This is a genomic window from Pseudomonas sp. NFACC13-1 (assembly GCF_900104425.1).
GTDB classification, from domain to species: Bacteria; Pseudomonadota; Gammaproteobacteria; order Pseudomonadales; family Pseudomonadaceae; genus Aquipseudomonas; species Aquipseudomonas fluorescens_AA.
Genome location: NZ_FMXV01000004.1, coordinates 264,521 through 283,275 on the forward strand (window position 1 = coordinate 264,521; position 18,755 = coordinate 283,275).

Here is an 18,755-nt window from a genome sequence, read left to right on the forward strand (position 1 = left end):
TGTGGGAGCGAGCTTGCTCGCGATGAGGCCATCAACCCCACCGACAATCTTTCAGCCAAGACAACAGGCAGCCTTCCCTGGACCGGCTCAACCAAACATCATCTTTTGCCAGTGTTCCTCACCCACAATGGCAATCGAAGCCCCCGCCTCCCGCAGCTCCACTGCCTTCATGATCTTCGTTCCGTAAGTGCTGTGGCGCCACTGCTCATTACCCACGCTGCCGACCACCAGGTAATGCACCTTCTTACTCACCCCACCACCAATCAAGCCGCCACGCTCCTCGACCAATGCCTGGCAATCTTTGCGAGGCCCAAAGGCCATGACGCCTGTAAATACAAACATTCGGCCATCCCACACCAAGTCGGGGGCTGGGGAATTGAAGGGAAGGTCCGTTGGAGTAATGGCAACAGCTTCGCCGACCTTCGACCTCTCAATGCCCAGGCCAGAAAAGCTACGCAGGATGTTAAGCAGCTCAAGAGACTCGTCCGGGTCCAGAGCATCGTCCTGAAGCATGGACGCCAGACGCGAATACAACAGATTGATCACCGGGTCATTCAGATGGGCGAGGTTGCTTTCCAACCATTGCTTTAGAAAAACCGCTTCGTTGGTGTTCACGACACCGTCCGCCGTAATCCCCGCGGCCAGTCCCACCAAGGCATCGGCGGCGCGTCGATCGATACGGGCGTGGTGGAGGAATTTGCTGTTTTCGAACTCGTTGTGTAGGTCCATTACGGGGTTCCTTAGGATGGGTATCGGTTCAGCACTGAAGCATTACCGGTTGGGGAAATGTTGTGTTCAAACCCAGTACTCCTGCGTACGGCCCCCCATTTTTTGATCGAGGAATAAATCCGTCCCTTTCCGAACTCAGAGCTATAGATCATCCATTGAAATTTTAATCCGTTGTGGAGCGGCAAGCCGCTCTCGCGCCTTAAGGATCAAGGCTACATCATCCTCATTCATCAGGACTGACTTGGAGGACAATTGACCCTTGTACGCCACCACCTGCACGTTTTTTCCCGCTGTCATTTGATGCTCAGAGTCGAACACGTCCTGCTGAAGTTGATCGCATTCATCATCCATTGAAACCTCCTCCAAATATTTGTTTTCGCGCGCGCCGATAGCTAGCGATATCGACAACGACGTAAATTATTGCCTATCCATAAAATCACCTAAACCTCACCGCCAGCATCGCGCCACGATTGCCCCTCCTCCAATCGCTGACTACTCTTCAACCGTCGCTGCCAATTCAGCGACCGGGCCTGAGAACCCGAGTAAGATGCAGGCGCTACAGCGCCCGAACCACGTTTTGCGGCGTTTTTTATGTCCGCATTCCGTGCAATGGCGGCTGTGCGTGGGAGACCTTCGGGTCTGCCGGGTTCCTGTATCTCCGGTTTCTCAGCCTGCGCACAGCTGCCACCCATTCGCCTGAGAACGAACGTGGCAGCTCTCATCTGATATGGGAGTTTATCGATGCATGCCATGGATCTGCTGCAGTCTCGCTTTATCGCTTTGCTAGTCATCGTCCGCTGCCAATTGGCAAATGGAGGTGCGCAATGACCCATCCCAAAGACCTCAAAACCCCAGGCCTAACCCCCTTCTGCTACCACTCCGACCGCCCTTTATTCCGCGTCAACAGCGGCATACCCATCGGCGAAGCCCTGTCCCACGCTTCCGATCTGCTCCACGTTGCCAAGGTGTTGGCCGAGGACGCGGCGATGATTCGCGGTACGGATCGGTATGCCTGGGCGTCGTGTTATTTGCAGGATATGAGCAAGGCCGTCATCGACGACGTGGTGAAGGTGCTGGAGGCGCCGGGGAGTAATCCTGCTTAAGGTCACAGGCCCAATGCTGCCCGCTGGGTCGAGCAGCATTGGGTTTCTTCTGTATGACAGGAAAGGTTGAAGAAAGGGCTTCGCAGCCCAGCGGGAGCAAGCTCCCTCGCCTCGGATTAGGGACAGAACATAATTACTGACTGCAATGAGTTTGTGGAATTTCTGAATGGGCTGTGTTCCCTCCACCCTGCCCCTGTCCAAACAGTTTGCAACGTATTCATCTAATCAAATCCCCCGCCGATATCTCGGATAAGCGCATGGAATACCGCAAGGCTCTGCTCGCGCTCGACTACACTTTCCCAGAATTCCCCCGCTCCAGGAGCAGTAAGCGATGAAGATCCGCACCAAGGTCATAGGCTCGGGGTTGGTCAGTCTTTCCTTTGCGCTGCTGCTCGGCGGCATCGGGTTGTGGGGGTATCACTCCATGACCCACGCCTTGGCCGAGAACGAGACCAGTATTTCGGCCATGCGCAAGCATATGGAGGCGGACATGATGCATGACGCCATCCGTGCCGATGTGTTGGCCGCGCTTCTGGTGACGCCGGGGGATGCGCAGGCGGCCAAGCAGGTGACGGAGGCGTTCGACGAGCATACGCAGCGCATGCGCAAGGTCATTGCCGAGAACGCGGAGGCGAAGTTGCCTAAGGACATCGCCCAGGCGATTGTCGAGTTGAAGCCCCAGGTCGAGACCTATATCGAAAAAGCCAAGCAAGTGATTGGCAAGGCGCTGAGCGGCGCCCAGGACGGCCACGCGTTGCGGGCGGAGTTCGACGTGGCGTTTTCGGCGCTTGAGGAGCGCAACGAGGCGGTGAGTGAGCTGATCGAAAACCAGGCGCAGACGTCCCGCGAACTCCAGGACGGCAGCATTCAAAGCTCGCAGGGTTGGCTGGTCGGGACGTTGCTGGCCACCTGCGTGGCGCTGGCGTTGTTGTCGTGGAGCCTGCTCAAGGCGGTGCTTACGCCGCTGAACAAGATCATCCTCAATACCCAGGCGATTTCCCAAGGGGATCTGCAGCGGTCGATGGGGGCCCAAAGCAAGGATGAGCTGGGCCAGCTACAAGGCGTGATCGAGCAGATGCAGACCAATCTGCGGCAGATGATCGCCACGATCCGCGGCCAGAGCGACGAGTTGCATGGCACGTCCCGGAACCTGGGCGATACGGCGCGGCAGATTGTGTCCAGTGCCGACCAGCAGGCCCAGAGCGCGACCAGTATGGCGGCCAGCATGGAACAGATGATGGCGAACATCAGCCAGATCCATCAGCACGCCGACAGCGCCCGGACGATTTCGGCGCAGTCCGAACAATTGGCGAGCAGCGGCGGCCAGGTGATTCTCGGGGTGGTGGAAGGCATGAACCGGATCGCCGAGGTGGTCAACCAGTCTTCCAGCAAGATCACCGCGCTGGATGCCTCGTCCGAGGACATTCATTCCATCATCCAGGTGATCAAGAGCATCGCCGAACAGACCAATTTGCTGGCCCTCAACGCCGCCATCGAAGCCGCCCGCGCCGGCGAGGCGGGCCGCGGTTTTGCGGTGGTGGCCGACGAAGTGCGCAACCTGGCGGCGCGCACCACCCAGTCCACCCAGGAAATCACCGCGATGATCGAGCGCATCCAGTCCAGCGCACGGGACGCGGTGGCGAACATGCAGGCGTGTGTCAGCCGCGTGGACGAAGGTGTCAACCTGGCCCAGCAGGCCGGGGTGTCCATCAGCGAGATCCGCACCGGTGCCCGGCATGCGGCCGAAGTGGTGGAGGAAATTTCCCAGACCATTGCCGAGCAATCCAAAGCCAGTGATGAAATGGCTCAGCGGGTGGAGTCGATTGCCGAGCAGTCCCGCGAGAACACCCGTTCGATTCACAACCTGACGCAAACGGCGGATCAATTGAACGATGCGGCGGGATCGATGCAGGCTTCGGTGCAGCAGTTCAAGATTTGATCGGATACCCGTGGCGAGGGAGCTTGCTCCCGCTGGGCTGCCTGGCAGCCCTTTTCAAACCTCGCTCACCTCGAACACAAACGAAATCTCCCGCTTCTGGGCACTCCAGACATACCGAATGTGCTTGCCTTGCACCGGAATCGAAACCGCCGGCGGGCGAAACGCGGCCACGCATTCGTGGCCGGGCAGGCGGACACTGTTGTACAGCAGCCCCCAGGACAAGGTTTCACGCAGTTGCCGGGCGAACACCTGGGATGGGCCGTAGGCCGTAGGGTCCGGGTTGTGGAGGTGGGGGTAATCGTGGCGAATGTCGTGCAGGGGTTTGACGACCTTGTTGACGTAGGTGCGCATGGTCAACTCCAGGTCTGGCTCGTTGGTCGCCCCGAGGAATCGCGCCTGGTGGTAGCAGGTCTCGGCGATTGCGGCTTCCTGGCTGCTGGCGGCGTAGTAGACACCGAAGGTGCCGTCGCTGAAACGGCTGCTTTTGCCGATGTGGGTAAATGCCGCCATCACTGGCGAGGAGCCGGGCCCGGAAACGCGGTCCTCGGGACGGACCCGGGACAGCACGCCGGCCTGCTCCATCAGCCGATCATTGGTCAGCGCTTCCAGGGCGTAGGCCGTGGGCAGGTCTTCAGGGTCGAGTACGTCTTCGAACAGCGAAATCGGTGGGAAGCTGCTGTTGACGATCCGATAGGCCCGTTTCCATTGCGGGTCCGCCAGGGGTGGCATCATTAACCGCGCACTCCGTCCAGGTATCGCCGCACATCGGCGATGTCCACCACCCGCCCGGTCAACATGTAGGACAGCGCCGACTGGCCGTTGAACGGTGCCGCGGTATTCGGGCTGCTGACCCACTGATAGGCACGGTCCCGGTTATTGCTGAAGATGATGCTCAGCGCCTTGTGGATACCCATGAGGTAGGAAATGCGCTCCAGCGTATCGCGAGGCAGCCTCACGTTCTCCGGCAACTGTTTGTACTTGTAGAAGGTCGTGTTGCCCACCTTGCCCAGCAAGGTGCGCTGCTGCTCGACGCTGCAGCCCCAGAGCGCCATGAGGTTGAAGAAAAACTTCAACGCGACTCGACCCGCATCCGGGGAATCCAATTGCTGCTGCGCGTTGAGGGTGATGGAGGAAGTCGCCATGGGTTTGGGCTCCTTTTTAGCGGGTGGTGCTGAGAGGATAGTACACATATGGATTATTTTTAAGTTTTTATTCACAAGTGGACTCTATCGACACTGAATTTGAACAATTCTGCATGGCTTCCCAGGTCGCCAAACGTAATCAGCTTCCCGCCAACGGGTCTTGGCCAGCATCTGCTGGGCAAAATCCCCAAATCCCGCATAAGCTCCAACCATCGCCTCCCGGCGCTTTTCGGCACAAAATCGCGACAAGCATGGCAAGGTGCATGATGATAGCCGGCATGGCCACTTGGCCGGCCCAGGTGCACAACAATAGCGAGCCCACTTAAGCAGAGGGCATTACCTCATGGATAGCAGAACCCTACGCAACCTCATGCGTATCGTGCAGACCGGCTCGTTGTCGGCAGCGGCCGAGCATTCGTGCCTCACGGTGCAGGCGTTGGCGGCGCAGTTGAACAAGGTCGAGGAACAGTTCGGTTTCCGGTTGTTCCGGCGCTCGAACAAGGGCCTGACGTTGACGAGCCAGGGCTCGGAACTGACCCCCTTCATGGATCAGGTGCTGATTGCCACCCGGCAATTGGAAGAAAAAGTCGCGGCACTGAAGACACCGCGACAGCGCACGCTCAGGGTGGCGCTCAATACCACCCTGCCGGCGGAGTTCAACCGGCGGATGATCGACCGATTGATCGCCGTGTTCCCCCAGTATCAATTGGAATTCAGCTACGCCGAGTCGATGGAGAACCTGAGCAAGCTCAGGAACGAAGATTTTGACCTGGCGATCCTGATCGGGCAGCAACCGGGCGGTTTTACCAGCATCGCCATGCCGGATGTGCAGGTGCGGGTGGTCGGTGCCCATTGTGGCGACGAAGACGACTCCCTGGGCCTGCTCGGTGACAAGTTTCAGGTGCGTCCGGCAGAAGAATGTCCGTATTCCCACAGCTTCCTGCGCTTTCTCGACGCTGGCCTGGGTGAATACGGGTCGAGCCAGCGCATGGTGTATTCCTGCAGTGAGACGCTGACATTGTCGTTGATCACGCAGCTCGACGGCCTGGGGCTGGTGTCCCGGGAGGCGGCGCTGCGCAACGGCCTGGCGATTTTCCCGGACTTCGAGGATTTCCTCGAGGTCCGCCTGGCGGTGAATAATCCGGAGCTGTCTGGCCAGGCGCTGCACGATGTGGTGGACCTGAGGCTACAGGAACGAACCGAGCGCGATGTACGCCGCCGTGCCCAGCGCCACACTGAGAAACAGGTTGCGGCTGAAATACGCACATAACAGCGTCGGAATCGCGGCATAAAACTCAGGGCGGTCGAGTTGTATCTGCTGGTCCTTGATCAAGAGCGGGGTCAGGCTGATGGCAGCGACGATCGCCACTGGCAGGTATTCCAGGGCACGGGCGACGAAGGGCGGCCAGTGTTCGGTGTTGACCTGCAACGGCAGGGCACGTGGCAGGAAGGTCACGGCCATCATCAGGACCACGACCAGGATCAGGAACGTTTGGTCAGGCATACGCCTACCCCGCAGCCAACGAACGTGGCAATGAAGACATTGAACGGCGAGCTGCCCAGCAGGCTCAGCCCGCCCATGCAGACGACGGCTGCCAGGGCCGCGATCAGTTTGTTACGGGTGTCGCACAACGAAACCAGCACATAGAGCATCATTGCGGTCAGCGCATAGTCGAGCTGGTATTTGATGAGGTGTGCCGCGTATTGCGCACACACCGCGCCCAGCAAGCCACCGAGCACCCAGGACGTATGGCAGAACAGGTTGAAACCGACCAGGTAGCGCACGCTCACCGGCGCCCCGCTGCCGAGCTTGACGCTGTGGAACGCGAATGACTCGTCCGTCAACCCTGCCGCGTAGCACCAGCGTTCGAAACGACTGAGGCCCAGCGCCCGCAGGGCCTTGGCCATGTAGACCGACATCAGCATGTGCCGGGCATTGATCAGGAAGGTGGTGAGCACGATGGTGGTCAGTGACGCACCGCTGGAAATCAACGCCAGCGCCGCGAATTGCGAAGCGCCCGCATAGACGAACAGGCACATCGCCACCGGCAACCACAGGGGCAGCCCGGCGTTGACCGCCATCAGACCGAACACAAACGAAACCGTGAAATAACCCGCTACCACCGGACTGGCTTCAGCAAAGGTACGCGAGGCTTGTGGTTCGACCGCCAGCGGCTGGCTGGAAGTCTTGTTCATAAATCCCTCTCGAAGGTGATTTCACCCCGGGGCTCACAGAACCCCTGGGCGGCCCAGAAACGCTTGCCGGCCAGATTAGCATCGTCGACGAAAAGGAACATGCGCAGCACGCCTACCCGCTTCATGTCAGCCGATGCGGCCTCGACCAGGCGCTGGCCCAGGCCTTTGGTGCGATGCTGCGGGCTGACCGCCAAGTGATTGATCGTGCCACGGGTACCGAGCATGCCGCCGATCACCGCGCCGACCACATCACCGCTCGTATCGATGGCCAGGTACGCGGTGGTGGTGTCCTGCAACAACACACCGCGCAGGAATCGGGCATCCTGCCATTCGCAGAACGACACTTCGTCGAAACCGCGAAAGAACCACTCCAGTCGCTCGGCGTCCCGGACCATGGCCCGGCGCAACAGGACTTGCTGCGTCGGGTCGTCCATGGGTTCGAGCCGCTCAGCGAACAATGTCGAAAGCGGTCCCGGGCCGCGAGAAGGAAATGGCCAGGATCTGCCGGTACGCCATGTCATGCTTGTGGATGTTGCGCGCCGGGGTCACGTAGTGGCGCATGTCGCGGTCCAGGAAGAACGTGGTGTCGAGGATGTCCTCGTAAGTCGTCGCCGCCAGCTGCTCTTCCTGGGCGCTGTACAAACGGCTCTCCGCACCCGCCACATTCTGGCGCCCCCAGAAGTGCACGCCACTGAACGGGTAGCCGTCGCAGTGAATCCCTTCGGGGGTGATTTCCAACTGTTTGCCCGGCTTGATCTCGATGCGGATCTGATGGATCTGGCACTGCCAGATTTGATCGTGCAAGTCCTGGGGCAGGACGTTCTTGTATACCTCGAAATCCGTGTCGATCAGGCTGCGCATCACCGGCGAATTGATCACTTCGTTGGAGAAGTCCTGGAAGTGACGCTCCAGTCCGCCGACATAGCTGTTGTTGGCCTTGGACTGAACGTAGGCCCGGTGTTCGAGCTGCTTGAGCTCTCGGGTCGTGGGGTTGTATTCGAAATCGCTGTAGCGGCGAAAACGCATGCCTGACTCGGCCTGGCCGTAGTAACTGTCGGGCTCCATGTTTTCCCAGCTTTTGGTCAGCCGGACAAAATCGCCGAAATGACCGTAGAGGTTGAAGTCCCCACCGCGAACGTTGACGTATTTGTCACGTCTCAGCGCTTCGCCCACTTCCCTGTTCAGAACGATCATTTTTCATAGGTCTCCACTGCATTGAGCGGCCTAATCTAGTAGGTGCAGGATTTACGTCCATGAGAAAGTATTTGAGGCATTTCAAGCGACGATTGAAACGGAGGGCAACGTTGCATTAATACGACTTTTTCTCGGGAAAACAGGCTGTTTCAGTGGCTTTTCTTGCGCTAAAAGCCAAAAGAACCCGAGTTTGGTGTCGCAACGCTATTCACTTCAGGCGGGTATGAATCAGTTGTGGCGAGGGAGCTCGCTCCCTCGCCACGGTTTTACAAGCTCGTAACCCGTTCAGGCATCAGAAGACGTTGATCGGGTAATCCACGAACACCCGCAGCTCATTGCCGCTGACGTTGTATTCGCTGGACTTCTGCGACACCCGCAACACGGAGCTGCGCAACCTGACGCTCAAGTCCTTGGCCGGGCCGCTCTGGACCACGTACTTGAACTGGTTGAAGATCTCGCGCTCGGTACCGCCTTCGCTGGTGGACGTGGTGATGTTATCGCCACGCACATAAGCGACGTTGTAAGTCAGGCCCGGAACACCGAAGGTTGTGAAGTCCAGGCCGTAGCCCAACTGCCAGCTACGCTCATCCTCGGCGTTGAAGTCGGACCAGTAGGAGTTGGCCAGGTAGATCGTGTTGCCGCCGTCACCCACCCGATTCTGCCCGCGCTGATAGCCGCCGTAGGCGTAGCCCAGGTTGCTGTCGCCGGAGCTGCGCTGGTGGGCGAGCGTGAAGCTGTGCGGGCCGGTGGCGAAAGTAGCGGCCAGGCTCCAGATCTTGTTGTCGTCGCCAGTGACGTTGTTTTCACGAACGTAGCTGTTGTCCAGCTTGGTGCGATAACCGTTGAAGTCCAGGGTCAGGGACTGATCCTTGGCCAGCGGGAACACGTAGTTGGCGTTCACGTATTGCTTCTTCAGTACGTCCTCGACATCCGAGGCGTAGAGCGAAGCCTTGAACTGCTCGGTGAACTGATAGCTGCCGCCCAATACGTTGATCGACTTCAGGCCACCGCTGTCACGGCCTTCGGCGCTCTTGCGCGATTCGGCGGTGAAACGGCCGGCATTCAGTTCCAGCCCCTTGATCTCCTTGGAGGTGATCAGCGTGCCGGTGTAGCTTTCCGGCAGCAGGCGCGAGTTGTCATAGCTCAGCACCGGCAGGGCCGGCATCTGGTCACCGTAGGCCAGTACGGTGTTGGAAACGCGGAACTTGACCGCGGCACCGAACTTGGACAAGTCATCGGCCGCGTTGCCGCTGTCGCCCTGCTTGAAGAAATCGATGCCTTGCGCACCGCTGCGACCTTTGCCGCCGTCCAGACGCAACGCGTACAGGCCGAAGGCATCTACACCCACGCCCACCGTGCCTTGGGTGAAACCGGACGAGAACGTACCGATGGCCGCCTGACCCCATTCGGCCTTGTCCTCGTTGCCGTCTTTGTAGTCGCGGTTGATATAAGCGTTGCGCAACAGCACTTTCAAACTGCTGTCTTCAACGAACCCCTTTGACTCCGCCTGGTCGTTGGCCATGGCGTGTGTCGTGCTCAAGATCCCCAGTGCGATCAAACTAATGCGCTTGTTCAACATGATTATTTTCCTTGTACGGGTTGATACGCACCGCGGCGAGCAGCCGAAATGGCGCTTTCTGCGCTCTTTTTCGGACTCTTGCTCCTGAAAATAATGAAAAGGCCCGCCCACGAGCGAGCGTGTCGGGCCTTTTTATTATTTAAGAGTCATGGCTGTCAGCCACAGGCGTAGGGCGAATCCTAGTCGCGCCTTCAACAGTGTGTCAATTTCGTGAATCGTCTGTAATTAGGCGAAAAACATCTAAGAATCGATCAAACGAACAGCCGTCCAAACCGCGAGTCGCGGAGGGTACGGAGGCCTGCTCCGGCAGGGTTTGCTTGAGCCATTTGAGCGAAGGCCACGGACTTGCCCGGGACACCCTCTGTGGGAGCGAGCTTGCTCGCGAATGGCAGTGTGTCAGTCAACAGCCGTGTTATCGATCCACCGCTATCGCGAGCAAGCTCGCTCCCACAGGGATTTTTGTGTGAATTCGAAAACCCGCGGGCACAAAAAAAGCGCTGCCATCCCGGCCAGCGCTTTTTATCAATCCGTCGAATTCTATCCTTGCATCACATCCCACAACGCTTCCAACTCAGCCTCGCTGAACAAGCCAGCGGGGTAACGCTCAACGATCATCCGGCGCGGATCAGGTTCTCTGATCTGACGCGTTCCGTTGGACTTCAACCACTGCGCCAAGGCTTGAAGCGACTCACCATTAACGGCCAAGGGATGGCATGTGCGCTCGCTTGTCATATTCATTCCAGCGCCCTCTCCTGGTTGATGAGCGGCTAATTTATCCAAGGTTTATGACAAAACAACTCAGCCCCATTCCCGGAACTGCCGCTGATCCGATACAAGAGCTATGCCAATGTATCCACGCCCACCCATGAACAGATACAAAAAAACCCGCGACCCAATCGGGCCGCGGGCTTGCCGGGATGGATCCAAAATCGCCGACCCAGGGCCGGCGCAGGCACTACCAGCGCGCTGTTACATCGCCACTCATTTTACGTACGGCGCGGGTTGCTGTTGGGTAAGGCAATGAATATTCCCGCCGCCCAGTAACAGTTCGCGCCCGGGCACCATGACCACTTCGTGCTGCGGGAACAGGCTCTGCAGGATGTCCCTGGCCGGCGCGTCCAGCGGGTCGTCGAAGCTGGGCGCGATGATGCCGCCGTTGACGATCAGGAAGTTCACATAGGAACCGGCCAGTCGCACGGTTGGGTTGCGCTCCTGGGAACCTTCCACCGCATCCACGCCCGCGCATTCCTCTTCGGTGGCATACATCGGCCCCGGAATCGGCATTTTGTGCACTGTGAACGGGCGCCCCTTGGCGTCAGTGCTGTTTTGCAGCACATCCATCGCCGCATGGCAGCGGGTGTAGTTCGGGTTTTGCGGGTCGTCGGTCCAGGCAAGCAGGACTTCGCCCGGACGCACGTAGCAGCAGAAGTTATCCACATGGCCGTCGGTTTCGTCATTGAACAGACCGTCCGGCAGCCAGATGATCTTGTCCACCGCCAATTGCGCGCTGAGCACCGCCTCGATCTGCTCACGACTCATGTGCGGGTTGCGATTGCGGTTGAGCAGGCACTCCTCGGTGGTGATCAGGGTGCCTTCGCCATCCACATGGATCGACCCGCCCTCGAGCACGAAACCTTCGGTGCGATAACGCGGGCTGCGTTCGATCTCGAGGATCTTGCCGGCCACTTGCGAATCACGGTTCCAGGGCGCATACAGGCCGCCGTCGAAACCGCCCCAGGCGTTGAAATCCCAATCGACACCGCGCACTTCCCCGCTGTCATTGATCACGAACGTAGGGCCGGTATCGCGGACCCAGGCGTCGTCGCTGGACATTTCCACCAGGCGGATATTCGGCAGGTCGAGGCGCGCCCGGGCATTTTCGTACTGGGCCGCGGACACCGCCACAGTCACCGGTTCAAAACGGGCGATGGCCTTGGCGACCGCCACGTGGGCGGCCTGCGCGGGCTTGCCGCCCAGGCGCCAGTTGTCCGGACGCTCGGGCCAGATCATCCAGACCTGGGTCTGGGTCGCCCATTCGGCAGGCATATGGAAACCATCCGCGCGCGGAGTGCTGTGCAACGTTGTCATGGGTCATCTCCTGGGCGATGGGCAGTGGCAACTTTATAAACGATAAATATCGACTAATAAAGCCACAGAAACTAAACACCATCAAAAAACAGCGTAAAACACCGACAAAAATCGATTTGAAAAGTAACACTAAACCCTGTGGGAGCGAGCTCGCTCGCGATAGCGGTGAATCAGCCACGTAGATATTGGCTTAAGCACCGTCATCGCGAGCAAGCTCGCTCCCACAGGAGAACAGCTTGGCGTTCCAGATCGATTACAGCCCCTCGTCCAATACCTTCGCCAGCATATCGACAAAGAAATCCACACTCTGACGCGTGGTCACCATCGGCGGTTTGATCTTGAGGATGTTCAGATAATCGCCCGTCGGTTGCATGAAGATCCCCAACTCCCGCAGGCGATTGCACAGCGCCATGGTCTCTTCAGTGGCCGGTTCCAGGGTCTCGCGATCTCGGATCAGTTCCACGCCCAGGTAGAACCCGGAACCATGCACCGCACCGACCAATGGATACTGGTCGATCAGGGCTTCCAGCCGAGCCTTGAAGTGCCCGCCAACCACCCGTGCGTTTTCCCAGAGGTTGTCTTCTTCCATGACATCCAGCACCGCCATGCCGATCTGGCAACTGACCGGGCTGCCACCGGCCGACGAGAAGAAGTACCCCTCGGCTTCCAGTGCCTCGGCGATTTCCCGGCGGGTGATGACCGCACCCAGCGGCTGGCCGTTGCCCATGCCCTTGGCCATGGTGATGATGTCCGGCACCACGCCTTGTTCTTCGAAGCCCCAGAAAAACTCGCCCATGCGCCCGTAACCGACCTGCACCTCGTCGGCGATACAGACCCCACCGCGCTCGCGCACCATCGCGTAGACCTGCTGCAGGTAACCGGGCGGCAGCGCGATCCCACCGGCGTTGCCGTACACCGGTTCGCAGATGAAGCCGGCGAGCTGACGCTTGCTCTCGGCAATTTTCGCCAGGTTGTGCTCGACGCTGCGCACGTAGTCCGGCGCACTGTCGGGACCGCGGAACTCGCCGCGGTAGGTGTTCGGGGCGGTCACCGGGTGCACCCAGTCCGGGCGGCTGCTCAGGGCCTGGGGGTTATCGGCGATGGACGTCGACACCGCATCGGCGGCCACCGACCAGCCGTGATAGGCCTCCAGCACACTGAGCATGTCCCGTCCGCCGCTGTAGGCCCAGGCCAGGCGGATCGCCAGGTCATTGGCCTCGGTGCCGCTGTTGACCAGGAACACCCGGTCCATGTTGGACGGCGACAGCGCCAGCAGGCGTTCGGAAAACTCGGCGATCGCCGCATAGTGGAAACGCGAGTTGGTATTGAGCAGCGACCATTGCCGGGCAGCCACCGCCGCCATGCGTGGATGGCCGTGGCCCAGCACGGCGACGTTGTTGAGCATGTCCAGATACGAGCGACCCTGCATGTCGATCAGGTGGTTGCGCCAGCCACGCTCGATGCGCGGCGGATCGACGTAATAATGTTTCTGCGAACGGGCGAAGCTCGCATCGCGGCGGGCCAGCAGTGCCTCGGGATCGACCTCCGGCTCGGCATCGCACGCCAGCCCCAGCAGCACCGCCGGCGAAGGGCAAAGCGCCTGCCAGGCCAGGGCCCTGGAGGGCGTGCAGAACAGCGGCGGATTCACCTGGGCGCCCCGGCACAACTGGACCTGCAAAGGCCCAGTCACTTCACCCAGCACCTGCCCCTTGACCAGCGCCGCCCCGGAATGCAGCGGTGACGTCACGCCCCACAAGCGCACGCTCAACTGCGCGCTGTCCAGTTGCAACATGCCGTCGGCGGCCTTGTGCACAACCCCGGCGAACGGCGATTCGAGCGGCGTGCCCTGGGGCACACTCAACGCCACGTACAACGGATAAGTGTCGGGTTCGACGGCGCTGTCCGGCCGGGTGCGAGACAAACGGTACTGCCCGTAGCGACTGGCGGCCAGGCCGTGAAGCCCGGCGGCTTCGTCCAGCAGGCGCTGGTCGATTCCCGGCTGCTCCCAATTGCCGGCCTCGAAATGCGGGCTCAACACACCCAGGTCGATCAGCGCGAACTCACGCCCCACCAAGGTCGGCAACAGCGGCGCAAAACCCTCGCTGGCAATGGCCGGCAGGCTGTGGCCGACGGCGGTGAGAATCGCCGCTTCCATCAGTTCGAAGGGCACCGAGTGAGCCACTCGGAAAATCTCCCATTCATGGGCCAGGTTATCACGGCTGTATTGGTTGTCCGGATCGATGGAAACCTGCTGTTCACCGCTGAGCACCAGCACCGCGGCGCGCGCCACGATCAGTGGCCACAGCGCCAACAGCTCCTGGCGCTGCAAGGGATTGACCGCATGGTAGGCCTTGATCGCCGGCAAGATGAAGAACGGATCGCCGTCGGCGTGATGCAGCAGGGCCGCGCACGTCACCGACAGGTCAGTGATGCGCCAGGTACGGACCAGGTCGCCGAAATCGATGACGCCCTGCAATTGCCACTGGCGCTGGGCATCGCGCTGCCAGACCACGTTGTCATCGGTGATGTCCATGTGGATCGCCTGCACCGGCAAGCTGGCCTTGAGCGGCTGCAAGCGCCGCTCGGCCTGTTGCGCGACCTCGGCGACCAGATGGCGCCGTTGTTCATCCTCGATGACAGGCAACAGGTACTCGACCAGGGCCGGGGCATGGCGCGCGTCCCATTGCAGGGTACGCTCCAGGCCCGGGTGGTCGAATGTCGCCAGGGCCAGGTCCATTTCCGCGCACAGGCGGCCCAGGCCCGTTACAAGCTCGGGTGCCAGGTGCTTGAGTTGCGTGAGGGACTGGCCGTCGATGTACTCCAGCAGGCGCATGTGAATCGCTTGGCCGTCGACGTCCAATGTCAGCAGGTCCAGCCCGTTGCTGGCGCAAATCACCCGCGGGACTTTCACCGCGTCGTGTCCGGCCAACTGCTTGAGGGCTGCGTGTTGGGCCTGTATTTCCGGGACAGCGTAGTCGCCGTGGCAAATTTTCAACACAAAGCGCCCGCGCTCGCTGTCAACGCGGTAGTTGAGGTCCTGGTTGCTGCCAAGGGGTCGCAGGTCGCCGCTGAGTCCGTAATTCAAGCGCAACAGCACCAGCGCTTGCTCGGCACTGATCTGTGGGCTTGGCAAACTGGCACGGTGAACCAACGTAGCGAGTGGCATACAACGACCCCTGAGGTGGTTTTGTTCGGATGCCTATCACGCCACTGAGCCGGAGGATAAGCAACCCCTCTGTTCAAAAATATGCACAGTGCTCCTGAGGCCATATAGGGGGAGAGTGTGTCGGGGGATATTCGCTTGCGCCGCTCCCGCCATGCCGACAAGCTATGCTCCTATGCTTTGTCGTCCCACGGAAAAAGGCTTAACCGGATGCGCATTCTCATCACTGGCGGTGCTGGCTTCATCGGCTCGGCGCTCATACGGCACTTGATTCTCGATACCGAGCACCAGGTCCTGAACCTCGACAAGCTGACGTACGCTGGCAATCTTGAATCGCTGAGCAGCATCGATCACGACAGCCGCTACCAATTCGTCCAGGCCGACATTGTCGATCAAGCGACCGTCAGTGCGGTGCTGGCGCGATTCAAGCCTGACGCCATCATGCACCTGGCGGCCGAGTCCCATGTAGACCGCTCCATCGATGGCCCGGCAGACTTCATCCAGACCAACATCGTGGGCACCTACAGCCTGCTGGAAGCCACCCGCGCTTATTGGCAGGCCCTGGCCGAGCCGCAGAAACGCGCGTTTCGCTTCCACCACATCTCCACCGACGAGGTGTATGGCGACTTGCACGGCGTGGATGACCTGTTCACCGAAACCACCGCATACGCCCCAAGCTCACCGTATTCGGCGAGCAAGGCGGCGTCCGACCATCTGGTCCGCGCCTGGCAACGCACCTACGGCTTGCCCGTGCTGTTGACCAACTGCTCGAACAACTACGGGCCGTTTCACTTCCCCGAGAAGTTGATTCCCCTGGTGATTCTCAATGCGTTGGCCGGTAAACCGCTGCCGGTCTACGGCAACGGCCAGCAAGTGCGCGACTGGCTGTTCGTCGAAGACCATGCCCGGGCGCTGCTCAAAGTCGTCACCCAGGGCGCGGTCGGCGAGACGTACAACATTGGCGGACACAACGAGCAGAAAAACATCGACGTGGTGCGCAGCATCTGCGCGCTGCTCGAAGAGCTGGCGCCACGCAAACCCGAAGGCGTCGAGCACTATGCCGACCTGATCAGCTTCGTCCAGGATCGCCCCGGCCACGACCTGCGCTACGCCATCGACGCCAGCAAGATCGAACGGGAACTGGGCTGGACACCTCGGGAAACCTTCGAGACCGGACTGCGCAAGACGGTGCAGTGGTACCTCGAGAACCTGCTGTGGTGCCAACGTGTCCAGGACGGCAGTTATCAGGGCGAGCGCCTGGGTTCACTCGACAATAAGGATGCAATTGCATGATGAAAGGCATTGTCCTGGCCGGCGGTTCCGGCACCCGCCTGCACCCGATTACCCTCGGGGTTTCCAAGCAGCTCTTGCCGATTTATGACAAGCCGATGATTTATTACCCGATCTCGGTGCTGATGCTCGCGGGCATCAAGGAAATCCTGATCATTTCCACCCCCCAGGATCTGCCGCAATACCGTAACCTGTTGGGCGACGGCCAGCAGTTTGGCGTGCACTTCAGCTATGCCGAGCAACCGTCGCCCGATGGCTTGGCCCAGGCGTTCCTGATCGGCGAACAGTTCATCGGTAGCGACTCGGTGTGCCTGATCCTGGGCGACAACATTTTCCACGGTCAGTATTTCGGCGAGCAATTGCAGACGGCTATCAACCGGCCAAGTGGCGCGACGGTGTTCGGCTACTGGGTCAAGGACCCCGAGCGATTTGGCGTGATCGACTTCGACTCGGAAGGGCGGGCGATGTCCATCGAAGAAAAACCCACTGCGCCTAAATCCAGCTACGCGGTGACCGGCCTGTACTTCTACGACAACGACGTGATCGAGATCGCCAAGGCCATCAAGCCATCCAAACGCGGCGAACTGGAAATCACCGACGTCAACAACGCCTACCTGCAACGCGGCGACCTGCACGTCGAGCGCTTCGGCCGCGGTTTCGCCTGGCTGGACACCGGCACCCACGACAGCCTGCTGGAAGCCTCGCAGTACGTGCAGACCATCGAACATCGCCAAGGCCTGAAAGTGGCGTGCCTCGAAGAAATTGCCTACCAGCAAGGTTGGGTCAGCCGCGAGCACATCCTTGAGCGCGCCCAGTATTTCGGCAAGACCGGCTACGGCCAGTACCTGTTCAAGATCGCCGGAGAAACACGTTGAACGTCATCGCCACCCGTCTGCCGGACATCCTGATCATCGAACCGAAAGTCTTCGGTGACGATCGGGGGTTTTTCTACGAAAGCTTCAATGCCCGGGCATTTGCCGAGGCGACCGGCTGCGCCCTGCCGTTCGTCCAGGACAACCACTCACGCTCCACCCGGGGCGTGTTGCGGGGCCTGCACTATCAAATCGAACAGACCCAGGGGAAACTCGTACGCGTCACTGCCGGGGAGGTGCTGGATATCGCGGTGGACATTCGTCGCAGCTCGCCGACCTTCGGCCAATGGGCAAGCGTTCGCCTGTCGGCGCAGAACCATCGGCAGCTGTGGGTGCCACCAGGGTTTGCCCACGGCTTCGTCGTGCTGAGCGAATCGGCAGACTTCCTCTACAAGACCACCGATTACTACGCCCCCTCGGCCGAACGCTGCATTCGCTGGGACGATCCGCAACTGGCCATCGATTGGGAGCTGCAAGGCGCGCCGATCCTCTCGGCCAAGGACCAGAACGGCAAGGCCTTGCACGAGGCAGACCTGTTCCCATGAATACCCCCCTGCGCATCCTGATCGTCGGCCGCAATGGCCAGGTTTCCCGGGCACTCCAGTCGCGCCTGAGCGGCATGGGCGAGTTGCTCGTACGCGGCAGCGACCAACTCGATCTGGCGCAACCGGACTCCCTGCGCGCGCCCATCGAGGCCCTGAGCCCCGACCTGATCATCAATGCCGCCGCCCACACGGCCGTCGACCAGGCCGAGAGCGAACCGGAACGGGCATTTGCCATCAATGCTACGGCACCGGGCATCCTGGCCCAGGCAGCGCTCGACCTGGGCATCCCGTTGATTCACTACTCCACCGACTACGTCTTCGATGGCCTCAAGCCCGCCCCCTACACCGAGGACGACACGCCCAACCCGCTGAGTGTCTACGGGCGCAGCAAACTGGCCGGCGAACATGCTATCCGCCAGGCTGACGGCCAGCACCTGATCCTGCGCACCAGTTGGGTGTACTCCACCGAAGGACGCAATTTCCTGCTGACCATGCAACGCCTGTTGCAGGAAAAACCGCAGCTGCGGGTGGTGGCCGATCAGATTGGCGCACCGACCTGGGCGGGCACCATTGCCGACAGCACCGCCCAACTGATCGAGCGCTGGCAGGCCGCCCAACCCGGAGCCTGGGGCACCTATCACCTGACGGCCCGGGGCGAGACGTCCTGGTTCGGTTTCGCCCAGGCCATCGGCGAAAACCTGCTCGAACGACACAAGCCGTGTGCGCTGCTGGAGCCCATTGCGTCCAGCGCTTACCCGACGCCGGCCCCTCGACCGCTGAACTCGCGCCTGGACTGCAGCCGCCTGCTCAAGGAGTGGGCGGTGAGCCAACCCGACTGGCGAGACGCGTTGCAGCAGTGTCTTGCCGGACAAGCCTGGTAAGGCCTTACAAATAGTATTTGCGGGGCAACTAGGC

The 18,755-nt window shown here is 60.4% G+C and carries 19 protein-coding genes; 7 read left to right on the forward strand and 12 right to left on the reverse strand.

Annotated elements, in window-relative coordinates:
* Positions 1-87: 87 nt before the first annotated feature.
* Complete coding sequence (locus BLQ55_RS07900; RefSeq protein ID WP_092253246.1) at positions 88-729, reverse strand: BRCT domain-containing protein; 642 nt, start codon at positions 727-729, stop codon at positions 88-90.
* Positions 730-870: 141 nt separating this feature from the next.
* Positions 871-1,080, reverse strand: a complete 210-nt coding sequence (locus BLQ55_RS07905) for a hypothetical protein (RefSeq protein ID WP_092253248.1) — start codon at positions 1,078-1,080, stop codon at positions 871-873.
* A gap of 473 nt (positions 1,081-1,553) precedes the next feature.
* Between BLQ55_RS07905 and BLQ55_RS07910 the strand changes: the two genes are divergently transcribed.
* Positions 1,554-1,832, forward strand: a complete 279-nt coding sequence (locus BLQ55_RS07910; RefSeq protein WP_060739638.1) for a DUF3077 domain-containing protein — start codon at positions 1,554-1,556, stop codon at positions 1,830-1,832.
* Between the two features lie 331 nt (positions 1,833-2,163).
* A complete protein-coding gene (locus tag BLQ55_RS07915; RefSeq protein ID WP_092253250.1) occupies positions 2,164-3,771 on the forward strand; it encodes a methyl-accepting chemotaxis protein in 1,608 nt (535 codons plus the stop codon).
* Between the two features lie 54 nt (positions 3,772-3,825).
* Here the strand turns inward: BLQ55_RS07915 and BLQ55_RS07920 are convergent, their stop codons facing one another.
* The gene (locus BLQ55_RS07920) at positions 3,826-4,503 is read right to left on the reverse strand and encodes an RES family NAD+ phosphorylase (protein ID WP_060739640.1); all 678 of its coding nucleotides are present in this window, start codon (positions 4,501-4,503) and stop codon (positions 3,826-3,828) included.
* Entirely contained in the window at positions 4,503-4,913 is a 411-nt protein-coding gene (locus tag BLQ55_RS07925; RefSeq protein ID WP_072409138.1) for an MbcA/ParS/Xre antitoxin family protein, read from the reverse strand. Before BLQ55_RS07925 ends, BLQ55_RS07920 begins: the two co-directional genes overlap by 1 nt.
* 343 nt (positions 4,914-5,256) lie before the next feature.
* Between BLQ55_RS07925 and BLQ55_RS07930 the strand changes: the two genes are divergently transcribed.
* Complete coding sequence (locus BLQ55_RS07930) at positions 5,257-6,183, forward strand: LysR family transcriptional regulator (protein ID WP_092253251.1); 927 nt, start codon at positions 5,257-5,259, stop codon at positions 6,181-6,183.
* Here the strand turns inward: BLQ55_RS07930 and BLQ55_RS07935 are convergent.
* From BLQ55_RS07935 to BLQ55_RS07970, 8 genes are all read right to left on the reverse strand, one after another.
* The gene (locus BLQ55_RS07935; protein WP_072409143.1) at positions 6,100-6,417 is read right to left on the reverse strand and encodes an AzlD domain-containing protein; all 318 of its coding nucleotides are present in this window, start codon (positions 6,415-6,417) and stop codon (positions 6,100-6,102) included. The two genes, BLQ55_RS07930 and BLQ55_RS07935, sit on opposite strands and share 84 nt — an antisense overlap.
* On the reverse strand, positions 6,396-7,109 hold the full coding sequence (locus BLQ55_RS07940; protein WP_053117411.1) for an AzlC family ABC transporter permease: 714 nt from the start codon (positions 7,107-7,109) through the stop codon (positions 6,396-6,398). Before BLQ55_RS07940 ends, BLQ55_RS07935 begins: the two co-directional genes overlap by 22 nt.
* Complete coding sequence (locus BLQ55_RS07945) at positions 7,106-7,543, reverse strand: GNAT family N-acetyltransferase (RefSeq protein WP_176814193.1); 438 nt, start codon at positions 7,541-7,543, stop codon at positions 7,106-7,108. Before BLQ55_RS07945 ends, BLQ55_RS07940 begins: the two co-directional genes overlap by 4 nt.
* A gap of 13 nt (positions 7,544-7,556) precedes the next feature.
* The gene (locus BLQ55_RS07950) at positions 7,557-8,303 is read right to left on the reverse strand and encodes a 2OG-Fe dioxygenase family protein (protein WP_092201224.1); all 747 of its coding nucleotides are present in this window, start codon (positions 8,301-8,303) and stop codon (positions 7,557-7,559) included.
* A gap of 292 nt (positions 8,304-8,595) precedes the next feature.
* Positions 8,596-9,882 carry an OprD family porin gene (locus BLQ55_RS07955; protein WP_092253253.1) on the reverse strand — a complete coding sequence of 429 codons (1,287 nt, stop codon included), beginning with the start codon at positions 9,880-9,882 and terminating at the stop codon, positions 8,596-8,598.
* 537 nt (positions 9,883-10,419) lie between these two features.
* Positions 10,420-10,620 carry a hypothetical protein gene (locus tag BLQ55_RS07960; protein ID WP_057449186.1) on the reverse strand — a complete coding sequence of 67 codons (201 nt, stop codon included), beginning with the start codon at positions 10,618-10,620 and terminating at the stop codon, positions 10,420-10,422.
* A 243-nt stretch (positions 10,621-10,863) separates the two neighbouring features.
* Entirely contained in the window at positions 10,864-11,970 is a 1,107-nt protein-coding gene (gene aguA, locus BLQ55_RS07965) for an agmatine deiminase (RefSeq protein WP_092201228.1), read from the reverse strand.
* Positions 11,971-12,223: 253 nt separating this feature from the next.
* A complete protein-coding gene (locus tag BLQ55_RS07970; protein ID WP_092253255.1) occupies positions 12,224-15,136 on the reverse strand; it encodes an aminotransferase in 2,913 nt (970 codons plus the stop codon).
* Positions 15,137-15,343: 207 nt separating this feature from the next.
* Between BLQ55_RS07970 and rfbB the strand changes: the two genes are divergently transcribed.
* From rfbB to rfbD, 4 genes are read left to right on the forward strand one after another with little or no spacing between them, the layout of a single operon-like run.
* The gene (gene rfbB, locus BLQ55_RS07975) at positions 15,344-16,426 is read left to right on the forward strand and encodes a dTDP-glucose 4,6-dehydratase (RefSeq protein WP_092253257.1); all 1,083 of its coding nucleotides are present in this window, start codon (positions 15,344-15,346) and stop codon (positions 16,424-16,426) included.
* Positions 16,423-17,298: a glucose-1-phosphate thymidylyltransferase RfbA gene (rfbA, locus tag BLQ55_RS07980; RefSeq protein WP_092253259.1), complete on the forward strand. Its 876-nt coding sequence runs from the start codon at positions 16,423-16,425 to the stop codon at positions 17,296-17,298. Before rfbB ends, rfbA begins: the two co-directional genes overlap by 4 nt.
* Entirely contained in the window at positions 17,295-17,840 is a 546-nt protein-coding gene (gene rfbC, locus BLQ55_RS07985) for a dTDP-4-dehydrorhamnose 3,5-epimerase (protein ID WP_092253261.1), read from the forward strand. Before rfbA ends, rfbC begins: the two co-directional genes overlap by 4 nt.
* A complete protein-coding gene (gene rfbD / locus BLQ55_RS07990; RefSeq protein ID WP_092253263.1) occupies positions 17,837-18,721 on the forward strand; it encodes a dTDP-4-dehydrorhamnose reductase in 885 nt (294 codons plus the stop codon). Before rfbC ends, rfbD begins: the two co-directional genes overlap by 4 nt.
* Positions 18,722-18,755: the final 34 nt, after the last annotated feature.